The sequence below is a fragment of the Ignavibacteria bacterium genome, from assembly GCA_016873845.1.
Lineage (GTDB): Bacteria > Bacteroidota > Ignavibacteria > Ch128b > Ch128b > JAHJVF01.
The window spans coordinates 1-16,777 of sequence record VGVX01000058.1 but is presented as its reverse complement, the minus strand read 5'-3'; the positions used below and the strand labels follow the sequence as shown (position 1 = coordinate 16,777).

The following is a 16,777-nucleotide window of genomic DNA, read 5'->3' as shown; positions in this document are numbered from 1 at the left end:
AGTGGAAAAACAAATATGCAAGGTTCGGTTGGATTGATTTCGTCGATGAGCCGGAAGTATCGCAGCTATTATTTTCAACAGTTGAGTCGTGGGCAAAGTCGCAAGGAATGGAAGCAATTCACGGACCGCTTGGTTTTACCGATATGGATCGTGAAGGAATGCTCATAGAAGGATTTGATGAACTTGGAACAATGGCAACTATCTATAACTATCCATATTATCCACAGCATCTTGAGAAACTAGGATTTAAAAAAGATACCGACTGGGTTGAATATGAAATTGTAGTTCCAATAGAAATTCCCGAAAAAGCGATCCGAATAGCCGAGCTTGTTCGCGAAAGAAGAAGACTTAGAGTATTGAATGCAAAATCGTCAAAAGAACTCCTCAAATATGCAAATGGAATTTTTAATGTAATCAATGAAACGTATGAAAATCTTTATGGATTCGTTGAGTTGTCTCAAAAACAAATTGATTTATATACCAAACAATATTTTCCATTCGTTTCGCCAAAATATTTGAAGATAGTTCTCGATGAAAACGATAAAGTCGCCGGCTTTGTAATAGGAATGCCTTCCCTATCACGAGCATTACAAAAAGCAAACGGAAGATTATTTCCATTTGGATTTATTCACCTGCTCAAAGCACTTAAATTTCCAAAGTATGTTGATCTTTATCTCGGCGCAGTCCGAAAAGAACTGCAAGGAAAAGGTGCAGATGCATTTTTAATAACCGAACTGTGTAAATCGTGCATAGAAAATAAAATTATCTCCGCCGAGTCAAACCTTGAGCTTGAAGATAATCTCTTAGTTCAAGGACATTGGAAACATTTCGAAAGACGCCAGCATAAACGGAGAAGATGTTTTATTAAGCATTTTACTAATTAATACATAGACAAAGATGGAATCTTTTTTGCCCCATCCAACATGGAAAAGGTTCCATCTTAATTTAGCAGTACTCTGATCAAACGGATTTACGCTGATTTTCTTATCTGCGTTAATCATAATGATCCGCGGTATCCGTGTTCCATTAAAAGGTTAAAAATATCCTGCAATCGAATTCCCGCACTTAAAACATTTTCCATCTTTTAATTTATTCGATATAACTGAGTGCCAATCTCTTTCAATTAATTTTGTTCGACAGTTCGGGCAATAGGTTGTTTGACCGTCTCTATCAAAAATATTTCCCACATAAACATATTTTATTCCCATTGACATTGCGAGTCGGCGAGCGTTAATCAAAGTTGACGTTTGTGTTCTCTGTTTATCTCTCATTTTGAAATCGGGATGAAAAGCAGTGAAGTGGAGCGGAACAGAATCGCCAAGATTTTTTAAAATCCAATCGCACATTTGTTTTGTTTCTTCTTCGGAATCATTCTCACCTGGAATCATCAGATTTGTGATTTCGAACCAGACATCTGTTTCGTTCTTCAACCAAATAAGTGTATCCAAAACAGGATCAAGATGCGAGAAAGTCAGTTTGTGATAAAAGGTTTCAGTGAATGCTTTCAAATCAACATTTGCGGCATCAATATATTTATATATATCCTTTCTAGCTTCTTTATCTATATAGCCCGCAGTAACCATTACGGATTTAATCCCAACTTCACGACCTATTTTCGAAATATCAATTACATACTCGCCAAAAATTGTCGGGTCGTTATAAGTATAAGAAATACTAGGTGTTTTATGACGCAGAGCTAAATCAATTACTCCATCAGGTGAAACTTCAAGAGCGTTAATATCATCAAGTTTTGCTTTACTCATATGCCAGTTTTGGCAGAACTTGCAGCCGAGATTACAGCCTGCAGTTCCAAAACTCAACGATGTAGTTCCCGGAAGAAAGTGATTAAGCGGTTTCTTTTCGATAGGGTCGATTCCAAATCCTGTCGGCCTGCCGTAACCCGTGGTATAAAGTTTACCCTTGTGATTCTGACGAATAAAACAAAATCCGATTTGCCCTTCTCCTATTGTACAGTAACGCGGGCAAAGTGTGCAAAGTATTTTTCCATTCGGTTGAGTTTTCCACCAGTTTGCGAGTTTCATAGAAAATAGTTTGTAAAGTTTTTAAAGTTCGTAAGGTTCATAAAGTTTTTAAAGTTCATAAGGTTCGTAAAGTTTTAATGTGATTTATCGATTCAAAGTACTTTAATTAAACCAGAAAGCATTCTGGAAATTGATAAACTTGTTTCAAAATAACTTTCAAATTTTTCGTTGTTAATATAATTTAAATCCTTTGCGATATAAAGCATACTTCGAACTTCCGCCGCACTTCCTTTCGAAACAAATAAAAAATACTTGAATTCATTATTTCCTTTTCTTTCAAATCCCTCTGCAATATTATTACTGATTGAAACAACTGCCCTTAAAATTTGATCTCTGAATCCAAAATCTCTTATTCCATGAAAAGTTTTATACATTTCAACTGCTAATTCCTGAGCTTTCTGCCACACAATTATTTCTTCAAATCTATCAAATTTCATTCAACCTCCTTTAAATTAAATTCTCGTATATCTTATGCGCTTATTAACCTTATGAACTTTATAACTTTACTAACTTATAACTTGTCCAGGCATCGCTCCGGTATGTTCGCCGTTATTAATCACAATTTCGCCGTTCACAATCACATAAGGAATTCCATCAGGATACTGGTGCGGCTCTGTAAAAGTAGCTTTGTCTTGAATCTTTTCATAGTCAAAAATTACCACATCGGCAATTTTTCCTACTTCAAGCCGACCGCGATCTTTGAATCTCAATTTATCGGCAGGCATAGATGTCATTTTTTTGATCATTTCCTCGAGCGAACAGATTTTTCTTTCACGTACATATTTTGCAATTGCTCTTGGGAAAGTTCCATATGCGCGAGGATGTGCAATGCTTTTGTTCATCGGTGGATATGGCGCGTGCGAGCCTGCATCTGAAGAAATCATAACGCGTGGATGAGCAAGAATTTTTTCGGTCGATTTCTCTTCCATTCCAAATCCCATCATCATTACCTGATTTTCAGCATCAAGCAGGACTTTTACCGCACCATCGAAATAATCCACACCAAAGTCTTCAGAAATTTGTTTGATAGTCTTTCCTTGATAAGGTTTAAATTCTTCTTTTCCGACACTTGAAATCAGCACGCCATTCCAATCTCCATCAAGATTATCGACTTTCTTTTCTACATATTCTTTAATCTTATTCGTTATTGAACTGTCTTTCAATCGTTCAAGAAATTTTTCTGTTCCACCGTCACGGGACCAAAGAGGAAAAAGCGATGATAGATTTGTGTGATATGCGACATAAGTGTAGCGGTCAGCATGAACTTCCAAACCTTCTTCGATTGCCTTATCAATTTTTTCTAAAGCTGCATCTGCTTTATACCAATTTGATTTTCCGGATACTTTGAGGTGAGAGATTAAAAGTCTTGAATTGGATTTCTTTGCAATTTCAATCGCTTCGTCAATTGCTTCAAGCACTGTGTTGTCCTCGTTGCGAATGTGTGTGGAATAAATACGCGCAAACTCGGGCGCGGCTTTGCAGAGCTCAATCAGCTCTTCTGTCGAAGCAAAGCTTCCAGGCGTGTATTCAAGCCCGGTCGAAATTCCAATCGCTCCTTCCTCGATAGCTTTCTTCACTTCGTTCTGCATTCTTAGAATTTCATCTTTTGTTGTTGGACGATCATCTAAACCAACTACAAATTCACGGACCGTTCCGAGTCCAACCATAGTTGCAATATTTACAGAGAATTTTCGTTTTGAAAAATCTGATAAAAAGTCCCCAATAGTTCGCCAGTTTAATACTTCTCCATATTCTTCTTTAAAGTTTTTAAGAGTCAAATCCAATTCTGGTCCGCCGATTGGTCCCCATGAAAATCCATCCTGCCCGGTAATTTCAGTCGTAACACCTTGGCGGATTTTACTTTCCGCTTTTGGATTGATGATTAAATCAGAGTCGGTGTGAGAATGTATATCGATAAAACCGGGGACAACTTTTAATCCCTTTACATCGATGATTTGCAAAGCATCAGTTTCGTTGAGTTTACTTATAGCAAGAATTTTTCCGTCTTTGATTCCAATATCCGCTAAAAATTCTCTTTTGCCGGAGCCATCAATTACAAAACCGTTTTTGATTATAAGGTCGAATCCGCGGGTTCGAGCAAAGATATTTTTATACGATTCAGAACCGAAAACAAGTGCACCTGCACCGAACAATGAAGTAGCAGTAAGAAATTCTCGGCGGGAGATTTGTTTCATTATTTATCCTTCGATTATTTTGTTTTCAATATAATTGAAAAGAAAATAAATTTCGAGGATAGAACTTCCTATTGAAGGATCATACTGTGTAACGACTGATTCACAATTACTTCAATAATGTCAACTTCTTAATGCTGGAGTTATCACCGGCTCTCATCTTTATCAGATAAATACCGCTTGGCAATTTTTCTCCGCTGATTAAAGTCGAGTATGTACCTGGACTTTTTTCTTCGTCAAGAACATCAAATAGCTTTTGTCCTAAAACATTAAACAGTTCAATTTTTACTCTTGAGGGATGAGGAATTGAGAAATCGATTTTTGTCTCCGAGTTAAAGGGGTTGGGGTAATTTTGCGACAGAAAGAAATTTTCCGGCTGTGGATGACTCTCTTTTATTGATGTTAATACTACTCCATTTTCGTTATAAAACACGACACCCACAAGATATTCACCAGTTGACGATTGTTGATTTAGTTCAGCAGTGAAGACTTTGTTATTAAATTTATCCGTTATTATGGCAGTGGTATTTCGAATTGGAGAATTTGTTTGATTAAAGAGATAAAAAGTTGTGTCGTTATATCTTATCAAACCATTTTTCCAATCAGTTATCCATTTAATATTATTGTTATCTATTGCAATACCGAAGTAATTTGAATAATGCTGGAAACCTATCTTTATAGAATCGTAAATTGTCCAAGTCGTATCGATAAATTTAGCAATAGCATACCAACGAGGGATTCCGCCGCCCCAATAGCCAGGGCCCGTCAACCATTTGACATTATTCTTGTCAATAACCAGCGATCTAACATCAGGATTAGCGAAGCCACCAGGACCTGGAGCAAAAGGATATTTGCCATGAATTCGCCAGTTTGTTCCATCAAAATTATAAAGGGGCGAGTAATCTGCTCCAAACCATTTTATTCCATCTTTATCTATTACAACCAAATTTGTCTTATCGGATCGCAAAGGGGAATTGGATGTATTATATTTAACCCAATTCAAACCATCGAATCTATAAAAACCAGTAGTCCAAGAACAGACCCAAATTATAGTATCACGTTCGACACTAACATTCCAAATGCTGTTCTCCATTAAAGGTGAATTTTGAGTATTATAGATCGTCCAGTTCACACCGTCAAATTTTACAAGTCCATTAATAGTTGTAATCCATTTTCTACCAAGACTATCAATAGCAATTGCGATAATTCGGTCAGTCGGTAAAGGTGAATTTTCTTTCGTATAGATTTGCCAGTTTACTCCGTCGAATCGGGCTAAACCGCCTCCCAAATAACTTCCCTCAAACCAACCACTAGTAAATGTTATCCAATAAGAGCCATCTTTATCTTGAACTATGCAACCCGGACTATTTGATGGAAACGGAGAATTTGTTTTATCGAAAACTACAAAATTACTTTGAGCAACTAATCGACCACAAAAAACTTGGAGCATTATAAGAAAATAAATATATAGTTTCATATCTAAACTCCTAAATCATAAATCTTTATAATTAATTAATCGCAAACCGTGCTGCCTATTTCACAAGATATATCAGGTGGATTGCATCCCGGTTGCAAATTCTGTATTCTTTTTTTTATATTTTAAAAAAAATAAATAAATATCAATACCAATCGCTCTAATTATAGAAAATTTAATAATCCAATTTAATTCTTAACAGAACTATTTCAGTTGGACTTCCACTTCTCACTGGCGGTCCCCAAGTTCCGACGCCTGATGTAACGTAATAATGAGTATTTCCTTTTTTCAAATATCCCCAGCTTAATTCATAAACCAATTTAGTAATAAAATTTGCCGGAAATATCTGACCGTGATGTGTATGCCCGGAAAGCTGAAGATCGATTCCGTTTTGTTGTGCCTCTTCAAGATTCAACGGCTGGTGGTCGAGTAGAATTAACGGAAGCTGCTTTTGTGTTCGACTTAAAATTTCCTTTAAGCTTTTTCTTTTTTCACCGGTGAATTGATTTATGCTTCTATCTTCCCTTCCAATGAGATAAATATTTTGGGCAACTTCAATTACATCGTCCTGAATCACATCAATTCCAAAACGTTTAATCCAATTTACTGAGCTTTGAACTCCGTTAATGTATTCGTGATTACCAGTGCAAGTGTAGATTCCAAATTTAGATTTTAGTTTCCTCAATGACGGCCCAATGTTTTTTCTATCCAAAATCCAAGCTTTGTCGTCTACAATATCACCGCCGAATAAGATAATATCTGGTTTCAGTTCATTTACTTTATCGACAACTTTATCTAAAAAACTTTCATCGTTAATAATTGATAGATGAAGATCGGCTAGAAAAACAATATTCAATTCCGTCAATGAACTTTCCCTTTTAGAAATCGATAAAATTAATTCTCTGACTTTGACGTTTTTAGTGTTAAGATGCCCAATAAAAATAGGAATTGAAACTAAAACAACCATAGTGATAGCGGTGATCAACTTTGCTGTGTTATAATTATTATGGATGAATTCTGGAAAAAAGTCGGTAAAAGAATCTACCAGCCGAAGAATATCAACGAATAATATTACAAGGACAAAGTAGAACATGTAAACAAACCAGAACGAACCTATCCACATCAAAATATCATAAAGAAACGGAGGAAGAGAAGAGACGAAGAACTTCGCAATTAAATATGAGAGAAAAATAAAAAGAAACAGAACTAAGTAATAGGGCTTAATAGAAGGAAGGTATGCAAGCGACTGCCATCCTCTCAAAAAAATATAGAAGTTTATAGAGCCAAAGACGAAGAAAAAAATTAAAAAGAAAGTAACCATAGATTTTGTTTTACTCATATTTTAGAAAATGAATTACAGAGAAGTCATCTAACGAAATTCAAAATGCAGATTAAAATTCGATGGTCAATCCTCCAATCGGAAAAAATCTCCATTGGTAAACTTCGATTTCTTTATTTTCAACCGAATCCCATTGATACTCATAAATATTTTTTTTGAAATATGCATTCTGCAATTCGAAGTAGGTAACAATATTCCATTTTTCAAAGTGCCATCGTCGGTCGAATCGAATATCAAGCCGATGATAATCCTTATATCGGAGTGCATTCATTTGCTCGAAATCGAGGACTTCTCTTTTAAAAAGTTTTGAAAGATTTTCGTCGAAAGGGGTGTATGGGCGCCCGCCCGCGTACCGCCACTTAAAGCTGAATTCATATCTATCGTTTGGAATATATCCGAAAACAAGAGTAAAGACATTTCTAAAATCAAAACTTCCGGGACGCTCAACTCCGTCTATCGGTGTAAATTTTACTTTTGAATGTCCATAAGAGATAATCCCATAAAAATCGTTCAATAATTTTTTCTGCAGTGTAAATTCTATTCCGCGTGCGTATCCTTTTCCATCACTCGTAAGATTTCGCATCATAAAAACTCCGTAATCCGTTCCGCCATTTGATGCGATAAATTGCGGTACAGTTTTGCTTGTTGGGATCTTCGAATAATTTTTTTGATATGATTCCAGACTTAATTTCAAATCGTCTGAGAAATAATGTTCAAAGCCAAATACAAAATGATCCGCCCTCATATTCTCAAGTTTTCGCGAAGTGGGATCTGCACTCAACCAAATATATGGCGGCGTTTGATAATAAATTCCTGCTGAAAAATTAACACTCGAAATCGGAGTAAGAAAGTAACTCAATCCTCCCCGAAATGAGAACGCATTTGATTTTTCAATAAAAGAAAAATTATCATAACGAATACCGGTTACAAATTTGAGTTTGTCATAAATCCAATTTGTGATTTGAGCATAAGCAAATGTTTTTGAAATCCACTCCCCGAAAGAATAATCCAAAGGAGAAAAAATTGAAGTATCTACTATTCCATTTTTAATTGTGTAAATAGTATCTCCTTGGTAAAAAATACTGTGGTTTAAATTAATCCATTTAAAACCGCCGCCGAGATTTATTTCAAAAGATGGATTGATCTTTACATTAAATTCACCTTTTAAATGAATTTCTCTCTCGAAAGAATGATTGAAGTAATATTCTTTTTTTGATTTAGCTTGAATTACATCGCTCGCATAATCGTTATAGGAATTTGAAAGAGTCAGTAAAGAGTAACTGTTTTTTGACCAAAGCGTCCGCCAATTTAATCCGGTTATGAACTGATTTTGACTGTGTTCAATTTCATACTCTTTGAAATAAGCAACCAGATTATATTCTCCTTCTTGAAAAGAGACTCGATCCATCCCGCCCAAGCCGATAAAAGATAATTGATTGTTCTCATCAATATCGTAAACAATTTTTGTTTGATAGTTTGAATAATGCGGAATTGCAGTGGCTACACTGGTTGCATTTAATTTTGCAATAAGATCGAGATAACTCTTCCGTGCAGAAAATATCCAGCTTCCTTTTTCGAATAACGGACCTTCAAGCGAACCTCCAAATCCTGCCATGCTGAGATTCAAGTCGGCTTGAAACTCTTCACGATTTCCTTCCCTTAATTTAATATCCATTACTGAAGAAAGTCTTTCTCCGTATTTCACTGGAAATCCCCCCGAAGAGAAATTTACTTCCCGGATGAATTCTGTTTTAACCATTCCGATGGGTCCACCGCTTGCTCCTTGAGTTCCGAAGTGATTCAGATTAGGAATTTCAATATTATCGATAAGATTCAAGTTCTCTGTCGGATTACCACCGCGGACTAATAAATCGTTTCTATCGTCTGCTGCTGTAATCACTCCAGGCAAAGAGAGTACTACACGGCTTATATCTCCAGCGGCTCCTGGAGTTCTTCGAATTTCTTCATAACTAAGACTGTGAGTACTTACAAGTTGAGATGGATCTTTCCGAAAGAATTCTGCATGAACTTGTACTTCCCCTTTTAATGGAATCACGGTTTCAATAAGTTCGAATTGAAGTGCAACTGTATGACCGGTGGAAACGACAATGTCTGGATTGATTTGTGTTTGATATCCAATGCTCGATACTCGAATTTGATAACGTCCTATTGGAATATTTTCAATTTTAAAATTGCCCAGCACATCGGCTGCTGCACCGAAGTTCGTATTTTCCAAAATTACATTCGAACCCGGAATCGGCTGACGAGTTATCTGGTCAATAACTTTACCCTGAAGTTTTCCAAATGATTGCGCAGAACTGAGTTTTACCGTTAAGAATACAGTTAAAATATTCAGCAGTATTTGAAGCGATAATTTCATTAGTTGTAAAATTAAATTATCTTATTTGAAAATCTCTCCGTGCAGACTTTCAATTTCTGCGAGAAGTTTTTCTAATTTTTCAATTTGATTTTTTGGATAAGACTCTTCCGGTTTAACTTTTTGTGCTGCTTCAAAAGTCTTTTTAGCTTCGGAATAATTTTTCGCTTTTAATAATTTTTCAGCTTGAGAGATTTTTTCTTTATAGTCATTCTCAATTTCACTCGGAAGTTTTTTCATTTTGATTTTAGTTCCATCGACCTCAACCATTAACTTCTTGAATTCAGTTGGATATCCTACGTTTTTCGGTCTAAAAAATTCATCTTTCACAACGCCATCCATGTATTTTAAAATTAAAAACTCACCCAGTTCCTTCCATCGCTTCACAGTCACTTCAGCAACTTCGAGAGAGTAATTATTTAAGAATTCAATCGCATCTCTCTTGGATATTTTGGAAAGCGAAATTGCTTTATTTTCAATTTCTTCCTGCTTGGATAAGAAAATTCCTTCTAATTCATTTTGTACCTTAATGACATCACCGACCATTAAGCTGTACCTCGGATAAACAAAATTTGAAACGAAATTAAATACCCAAAAAGCAGCATCCCACGTAAACTTACTTAATGATCCAATTCCCTGCTTAAAATTCGGAGGCATTTTTGTAATTGAAGAATAAAGCGGTACATAAACCGTCATGTAAGTATCGTCGACTCCAAACCATAGTAAACCCCCGACTTCTCTCGGAAGCCATGAACGCGATTGGCTGATAAAAGAAAAACCTGTTTGCGGTGTTGAGATTGGACGTTCATTGAAATAAGTCTCTCCGTTATAATCCCATATTAAAGGTCTCCATCGATAAGGCATGCTGTAAGTGCCTGCTGCAACACCGGTTGTCATATCTAATTCAGTTCCTTCATAATGATCGCGCATTAATCTCATCACATCTTCAATACTAATTTTACTTTCTGGTTTAATATACAAAGGCATTCTGTCACTATTTTCGCCCCGAATATATGAAATGAATTTTTCAGCGGATGAGTTCACCCTTCTAAATAATGACCAAACTCTAGCATCGCAAAACCTTACGGCTCCAAAATCTAATGGTGCATATGCTTCAGAGAAATCGAACTCCGAATCTTTGCCGCTGAAATAGCCTTTTTCGCGTGCAAAGGAAATCACGTCTTTTGCATATAAAACATTTTGCGGATCGTTTAATGAAAATTGAGTTATGCGTGCTTGATTTGCATGAGCAGAAACATATCCATCCGGAATTTTTACAGCTACCCAAACTGCACCTTTATTTCCAGGACCCTTACCAATCATTTCCATAATCCATACTTCGTTTGGATCGGCAATCGAAAAAGATTCACCGGAACTATAATAACCATATTCACTCACAAGCTCAGCCATTAGCTGAATTGCTTCACGTGCAGTTTTCGCTCTCTGAAGTGCAACGTAAATTAAGTTGCCATAATCCATAATTCCCAAAGGATCAGCGAGTTCTGATCTTCCGCCAAAAGTTGTTTCTCCAATAACAACTTGATATTCATTCATATTGCCAACGACATTGTAGGTTTCTACTGCCTGCTTGATCTTTCCAAGATATTTGCCGGTATCCCATTCATAGATATCAAGCATTGTCCCTTGAGGATATTTTGCTGCAGGGAAATAACATAATTCGCCATATAGATTGAACGAATCGGCTGTGTAAGTGATCATTGTGGAGCCATCTTTGCTCGCACCTTTTGTAACTAATAAGTTTGTACAGGCAGATAATTCTGCATTCATGTTAACTAAGAATAAGATTAGGGATGCGATTAATACTTTTTTGAGTTTCATATAACCTCGTGAAAATTAGAGTTGATAAAAAATACTTGTAAGCAACAGCAATAACTGTATCGAGCTTAATTTAATCTAAAAAGAAAGTTTCTATTCTCAAAAGAATTTCGGGGCGGGTTATTTGGCCGTCACCGACCGGTCGGTGACGGCATTCAACGGTAAAACTCTCTAAACCTCTTCCGGTTTTTTCTTTTTCTCATTCGGCTTTAACTCGTACTTGTACTCGTATTTGAGTTTTTTCAATTCATCTTTTAGCTTGTTCATGTCTTTTTTGAATTTTTCCTTGTCGAAGTTTTCAATATCAAAATGAAAATCAAACCTTTTTCCCAAAGAATCCATTTGCCAGCCAAATTTTTCCCAATCTTGCTCTTTAAATTCTTTCATGCTAAGTTCAATCAATGAGTCAAGCCCCTCGATTTTCAATTTAAAATTTTCAAGCGAATCATTTTTCATTTTCCACTTCATTACATTTGGAAGATTCATTTCCAAACTCTTTAAAGAATCTTTAAGTATTTTAATATCAATTTTAAATTTTTTCGATGGTATTTTAATACCATCGGGCGACTTAAATCTGAAAGCATGAATTTTATCCCGTGCAATTTCAATGTTCATCATAATCGAATCGATATTCGGAATATCAATTTTTTCAATTTCAGGAATTTCTATGTGAAATTTTTCTTCATCAATTTCAATTCTGAACGGACGGGATTTATGTTTGTATAGTTTAAAAATCTTTGCCGAAGTGTCAATGTTAATCGAAACTTTTAAATTCTCTAATTCTTTCGACAACTTTTTAAGCTCATCTTCATGAATTTTATGACGTTTAGATTTGTCTTTAAGAATTATTACAATTTCTTCTTTTTGTTTTTCAATTTCCTCCCTTTGCTTCTCAAATTTCTCGAGATTGATCTCTATCGGAGTCGAAAAGATCGTATCCGGGGTCAGTAATACATACTTATTGCTTTTATTTTGAACTGCAAAGTTTATGAAGTCATTAACTCTTGGATTACTAATGAAATTTATCGTTGGTGTAACAATTTGATTCAAGCTTTTACTGCTGGCGGTCTCGGCGAATTGTAAAACATTTGCGACGATTGCCCTGTTCAAAGTCCACAGATTTTCGTTTACGCCAATTGCATTATCTTCACTAATGACAACCTGACCTTCAAGATTTTTCGCATAACCGCTTAATAAATTATTCAGTTCATTCGTTTGCTTTTCACTCAATTTTAATTGATTAACGAACTCATCTTTTGAATGAAAATTTTTTATATCAAGATTATTTCGTATTTCAAAATATTCTTTGCCGCTCTCGTTCACACCTATTGAAAGATATTGATTTTTTTCTCTATCAAGCGGAACAATTCGATTGAAGGCAAAATTGAAGACATCATCCTCGTCCAACCGTGTGTTCATAAAAAGTGGTTTCAAATTTTTCGTATAATAACTTAATAAATCCCCGCCGCTTTCTCTTACAATTTTATCAACTTCGGAAAGGTTATATTTATAAAACAGCATCAAAGCTGCTGTTAACACAATAACGATAAAAACGGGTGCATACTTTTTAATACTTAAATTTTTTCTCGATGTGAATTTGTTCTCAATCAGCTGCTGGGCAAAATATGGTGAAGGATCGAGCGGCTGAACTAGTTTTGGAATGCAAGTAATATTTTTAAGCTCATCCAAACGATTTTGAAGCTCTACCGATCTGCTAAGTTCAGTTTCAACTTCTAACCGTTCAGCTTCGGAAAGTTCATTATCAATGTATTGAAATAATATTTCGTCATTTATTTTTTTCAAAATCCTAGCTCCTTTCTGAATGGAGTTAATCTGTTTTTCAATTCCATTCTGCCTCTAAACAATCGTGATTTCACTGTACCTTCATTACAATTTAGAACATTACTTATTTCTTTATAACTAAGATCATTGATATCCTTAAGTATCACAACCTCGCGCAATTTTCTGGGAAGTTTTGCTATTTGCTCTCGAACTAATTCAGAAAGATTGGTTGATTCAATCAATTCGGTTGTTTGATCATGCGTTTGAATATTCTCTGCATTTTTAATCAAAAAGAATGATTTGGCTGTTTTCTTTCGCAGTTCATCTCGACATTTGTTAAGAGTTATTTGGTAAAGCCATGTTGAAAATTTTGCTTCAAACCTGAAACTGTTTGATTTTAAGTAGACCTTTGTAAAAACTTCTTGAGCTACATCATCCACATGAGTTTTCTCGCCCAAAACGGAATAAGTCAAATTTCTTACCTTTTCCTGATATTTTTCGACTATGTTACGAAATGCCTGCATATCTCCAGTCTGAATTTTTTGAATTTCAGTGTAATCGGGATCAGGATGAGAGCTCTCTCTAAAAATAATATTCTTCTCGATTTCTTTCGGAGGTTTAGACGAATTCATTTTGTGTATGTTCCGTTGTTTTACAAAAAAATTTTACGGCTGGAAGAATATTTTGTTATTGGTTAGATAATCTGCTTTTAATAAGCGCGATATCACCGCGGATTTTATTCTTCGCACTTTCGTCAGTCGACGTCTCAAGGAATTTTTCGAAGTTAAATAATGCTTCCGGCAAATTATTATTTAAATACGCTATCGCACCAAGACTTCGATATGCATCTGAATAGTTTGGATCTAGCTGCAACACTTTTTCATATAATTGTTTTGCTCTATCAAGATTTCCGGTTGAGGAATAGATCAAAGCCATATTAAAAATTGCTGGGGGATAATCAGGTCTTAATTCGAGTGCAGCCTTATATTCCTGAAGAGCTTCGGCATTTAATTTTTGAAGGGCGTAAACATCTCCAAGTTTGAGATGTGTTAAATAATGCTCTCGGTACATTATAGACTTCTCATAACTTGTTGCTGCAACATCGTAACTGCCAACTTGAGTGAAGTAATCTCCAAGATCGAAATAAGCCATATATTTTTGAAAAGTATATTTAGGAATAAGAAAGGCCTGAAATAAAATAAATCCAATAATTACCAATGAAGGTGAGATTAACTCTTGATAATTTTTATACTTCAAGCTTTTGAATATTGAATAAATTCCATAGCTCGAAAAAATTATTAATATCGGAGAGAGAAGCATTCGCGTTTTTCCGGAAACATAAAACATAGCAAGCATCACAAAGATTGAAAGTGAAAACCAATAGAATAACGAAATTTTTTTTCTTTCCCTCCACGAGTATATTAGACCTGCCAAACCGAAAAGGGCAACCGAGTAAAAACTGATCAATGGAAGTTTTAAAACACTTGAATAGGTTTCGCGATAGAATTCATAGTCAGTGGATGAAGTCTCGGGATTCTCAGTATCTCCAAGAATTAAAAAAGCTTTTTTGGAAGTCAGAAAAAATGCATCGATAGGATTATCGAAAATGAAATCCAATCCTTTCTGAAACCATTTCATCGAAGCTTCTGCAGGTAAAAAGTTTTTCTTTTCTGTAGTTTTTAAATAATTTATTCCAGCTATATCTTCATAGTAATTAAATCCTTCAGGGTTTACAAATACATCCGAGTTCGGTGAATTATTTCCCATGTAAAAGTTCAAACCTTCAGTCGGGGTAATTAGTACGAATGAGTTACTTTTTGAAATATTTCGAATTACAAAGGGGACAATTATTATTAATAATCCAAGAATGTAAGCAGCTAATACTTTTGTGAATTGGGATTTAATTTTTTCAAACGATCTTCCTTTAAAAATTAACCATAGAAGAGCAATGGGTACGAAAATCAATACAGCTTCTCGTGTTAATGCGGTTAATGCAACTAACAGACCAATTAGGAACCATTTCTTTTCAACTTTCCGTTCAAAATCCTGCGTGAGAAAAAACAGGAGAGAAGAAACTAAAAATACTTGCAACGTAGTCTCAAGTATTGCAGTAGAATAAAAAATAAAATTCCCAAAGAATGCCGAAATGAAAGCTGCTGTGTATCCGACCTTATCAGAATGCAAATTCTTTCCAACGAGATATAAAACAGGTATTGTAAGCGTGCTGATAATAATTTGAACTAACTGAATTAAGAAAACCTGCTTTGAAAAAAATACATAGAAAATTGCCAAAAAATATGAGTACAAGGGTGAGGCTGAAAAATATTCCGGTCCAAAAAATAATTTATCGAAAGCAATCAGCTTGGCTGTTTTATCATACACCTGTTGCAAATCATAAAATCGATCGAAGAATGGTATTGATTGAGATTCAATTAAATAAACAAAACGGAGTACAAACCCAATAAACATCAGTACATACAAGAGTTTGGTTTCTGAGTAGTTGAAGACTTTTGAGTATATTTTGTTTAGAATATTAGTTGGAATATTTTTTTTTGATGCCAATTTCGGATTCCAATAATTGTTAAATATTTACTTTAATTGGAGAAATACTTTACTCAAGCAACACGCAAGAATCAAATTCTGAATTTAAATTCACCGTTGCGAAGCTTAATGTTCATTTCTTTTGAAGAATAATTACCTGAAAATTTACCAATAACAACCACACCTTTGCCCACGAAAACATTAGTGACTTTCAATTCCCCCCAACCTTTTAAATCATGTTCAATTCTTCTTTCGGTTGTACTTTTTTTGTATTCAGCTTGGTTACTGCTCACACTAATTCTTAGCATTTCATTTGAAGTAGAGGTTTTCATAAATTCATTCAAGTTCAATCCAAAATTCGAAGATTTACCAGACGCAAGATACCCCTCAAGTTCAAAAAATAAGTGCGCTGAAGTTTTTCGATGCGAAGTTTCTTCTTCTGCAGAGATCGAGATTCGTATATTTTGAGATTTACTGAATGAAATGTCTTTCACTCTCATTTTATACGAGTTTCCATCGAGTTCAAAACTCAGTTCGTTTTCTTCCTGTATTAAAGGAGAGAATGAAGAGATACAAAATACTGCAATAATTAATAATAATAATTTACTTTTCATTTTCGCCTCAGTTTTTCCGTCCATCTATGATTTGTTAATCAGACAAAACAATATTTCTTTCATCACAAAAGTACTTAACGAATTAGTACATTATAATAATCATTATTTGTAAATTAGTAAAACAAAATTTTGTTCCACAATGATTGAATTTTTACAAAGAAAAAAAGTCTGGGTCTTCGACGGAGCAATGGGGACGATGCTTCAAAAACACGGCTGGCAGATCGGCGAATGCCCGGAAGAATACAATCTAACCAAACCAGAAATCATTTTTGAAATCCACCGAAGTTATGCCAATGCAGGGTCTGATATAATTCAATCCAACACTTTCGGTGCAAATATGCTGCGATTAAAAATATTTGGACTTGAAAGTAAAACATGCGAAATCAATAAACGTGGAATTGAAATTGCCCGAAAAGCAGCAAAAACCGATGTCATAGTTGCGGCTTCGCTCGGACCATTGGGAGAATTGATCGAACCCCTTGGTGAAACAACTCGCGAACAGGCATTCGATTCATTTCGTGAACAAGCAAAAGGATTAACTGAAGCAGATTTTATAAATATCGAAACAATGCAATCGCTT

At 35.1% G+C, this 16,777-nt stretch carries 12 protein-coding genes; 1 reads left to right on the top strand and 11 read right to left on the bottom strand.

Annotated features, from left to right (window positions below; all coding sequences use genetic code 11):
• Nucleotides 1-1,034: 1,034 nt before the first annotated feature.
• The 11 genes from amrS to FJ213_10175 all read right to left on the bottom strand — a co-directional run bounded on the left by amrS (nt 1,035) and on the right by FJ213_10175 (nt 16,197).
• Nucleotides 1,035-2,042, bottom strand: coding sequence for an AmmeMemoRadiSam system radical SAM enzyme (gene amrS, locus FJ213_10225; protein MBM4176530.1), 1,008 nt, complete (start codon nt 2,040-2,042; stop codon nt 1,035-1,037).
• 92 nt (nt 2,043-2,134) lie between these two features.
• On the bottom strand, nt 2,135-2,479 hold the full coding sequence (locus FJ213_10220) for a four helix bundle protein (protein ID MBM4176529.1): 345 nt from the start codon (nt 2,477-2,479) through the stop codon (nt 2,135-2,137).
• 69 nt (nt 2,480-2,548) lie between these two features.
• Nucleotides 2,549-4,237, bottom strand: a complete 1,689-nt coding sequence (locus FJ213_10215) for a D-aminoacylase (GenBank protein MBM4176528.1) — start codon at nt 4,235-4,237, stop codon at nt 2,549-2,551.
• Between the two features lie 106 nt (nt 4,238-4,343).
• Nucleotides 4,344-5,711: a T9SS type A sorting domain-containing protein gene (locus FJ213_10210; GenBank protein ID MBM4176527.1), complete on the bottom strand. Its 1,368-nt coding sequence runs from the start codon at nt 5,709-5,711 to the stop codon at nt 4,344-4,346.
• Between the two features lie 172 nt (nt 5,712-5,883).
• Nucleotides 5,884-7,047, bottom strand: a complete 1,164-nt coding sequence (locus FJ213_10205) for a metallophosphoesterase (GenBank protein ID MBM4176526.1) — start codon at nt 7,045-7,047, stop codon at nt 5,884-5,886.
• A 52-nt stretch (nt 7,048-7,099) separates the two neighbouring features.
• On the bottom strand, nt 7,100-9,427 hold the full coding sequence (locus FJ213_10200) for a TonB-dependent receptor (protein MBM4176525.1): 2,328 nt from the start codon (nt 9,425-9,427) through the stop codon (nt 7,100-7,102).
• 21 nt (nt 9,428-9,448) lie between these two features.
• Nucleotides 9,449-11,263: a dipeptidase gene (locus tag FJ213_10195; protein ID MBM4176524.1), complete on the bottom strand. Its 1,815-nt coding sequence runs from the start codon at nt 11,261-11,263 to the stop codon at nt 9,449-9,451.
• A gap of 168 nt (nt 11,264-11,431) precedes the next feature.
• On the bottom strand, nt 11,432-13,063 hold the full coding sequence (locus tag FJ213_10190) for a hypothetical protein (GenBank protein ID MBM4176523.1): 1,632 nt from the start codon (nt 13,061-13,063) through the stop codon (nt 11,432-11,434).
• Nucleotides 13,060-13,674 (bottom strand): sigma-70 family RNA polymerase sigma factor, encoded by a 615-nt coding sequence (locus FJ213_10185; GenBank protein MBM4176522.1) that lies wholly within the window; start codon nt 13,672-13,674, stop codon nt 13,060-13,062. Before FJ213_10185 ends, FJ213_10190 begins: the two co-directional genes overlap by 4 nt.
• Nucleotides 13,675-13,729: 55 nt before the next feature.
• Nucleotides 13,730-15,604: a tetratricopeptide repeat protein gene (locus FJ213_10180; GenBank protein ID MBM4176521.1), complete on the bottom strand. Its 1,875-nt coding sequence runs from the start codon at nt 15,602-15,604 to the stop codon at nt 13,730-13,732.
• Nucleotides 15,605-15,675: 71 nt separating this feature from the next.
• A complete protein-coding gene (locus FJ213_10175) occupies nt 15,676-16,197 on the bottom strand; it encodes a hypothetical protein (protein ID MBM4176520.1) in 522 nt (173 codons plus the stop codon).
• Between the two features lie 139 nt (nt 16,198-16,336).
• Between FJ213_10175 and FJ213_10170 the strand changes: the two genes are divergently transcribed.
• On the top strand, nt 16,337-16,777 hold a 441-nt coding region (locus tag FJ213_10170; GenBank protein MBM4176519.1), incomplete at its 3' end, for a homocysteine methyltransferase.

What these genes read in the sequence shown, in the direction of transcription:
- FJ213_10195 (MBM4176524.1), bottom strand. Translation starts at nt 11,263, where the DNA reads ATGAAACTCAAAAAAGTATTAATCGCATCCCTAATCTTATTCTTAGTT.
- FJ213_10175 (MBM4176520.1), bottom strand. Translation starts at nt 16,197, where the DNA reads ATGAAAAGTAAATTATTATTATTAATTATTGCAGTATTTTGTATCTCT.
- FJ213_10185 (MBM4176522.1), bottom strand. Translation starts at nt 13,674, where the DNA reads ATGAATTCGTCTAAACCTCCGAAAGAAATCGAGAAGAATATTATTTTT.
- FJ213_10205 (MBM4176526.1), bottom strand. Translation starts at nt 7,047, where the DNA reads ATGAGTAAAACAAAATCTATGGTTACTTTCTTTTTAATTTTTTTCTTC.
- FJ213_10210 (MBM4176527.1), bottom strand. Translation starts at nt 5,711, where the DNA reads ATGAAACTATATATTTATTTTCTTATAATGCTCCAAGTTTTTTGTGGT.
- FJ213_10220 (MBM4176529.1), bottom strand. Translation starts at nt 2,479, where the DNA reads ATGAAATTTGATAGATTTGAAGAAATAATTGTGTGGCAGAAAGCTCAG.
- amrS (MBM4176530.1), bottom strand. Translation starts at nt 2,042, where the DNA reads ATGAAACTCGCAAACTGGTGGAAAACTCAACCGAATGGAAAAATACTT.
- FJ213_10200 (MBM4176525.1), bottom strand. Translation starts at nt 9,427, where the DNA reads ATGAAATTATCGCTTCAAATACTGCTGAATATTTTAACTGTATTCTTA.
- FJ213_10215 (MBM4176528.1), bottom strand. Translation starts at nt 4,237, where the DNA reads ATGAAACAAATCTCCCGCCGAGAATTTCTTACTGCTACTTCATTGTTC.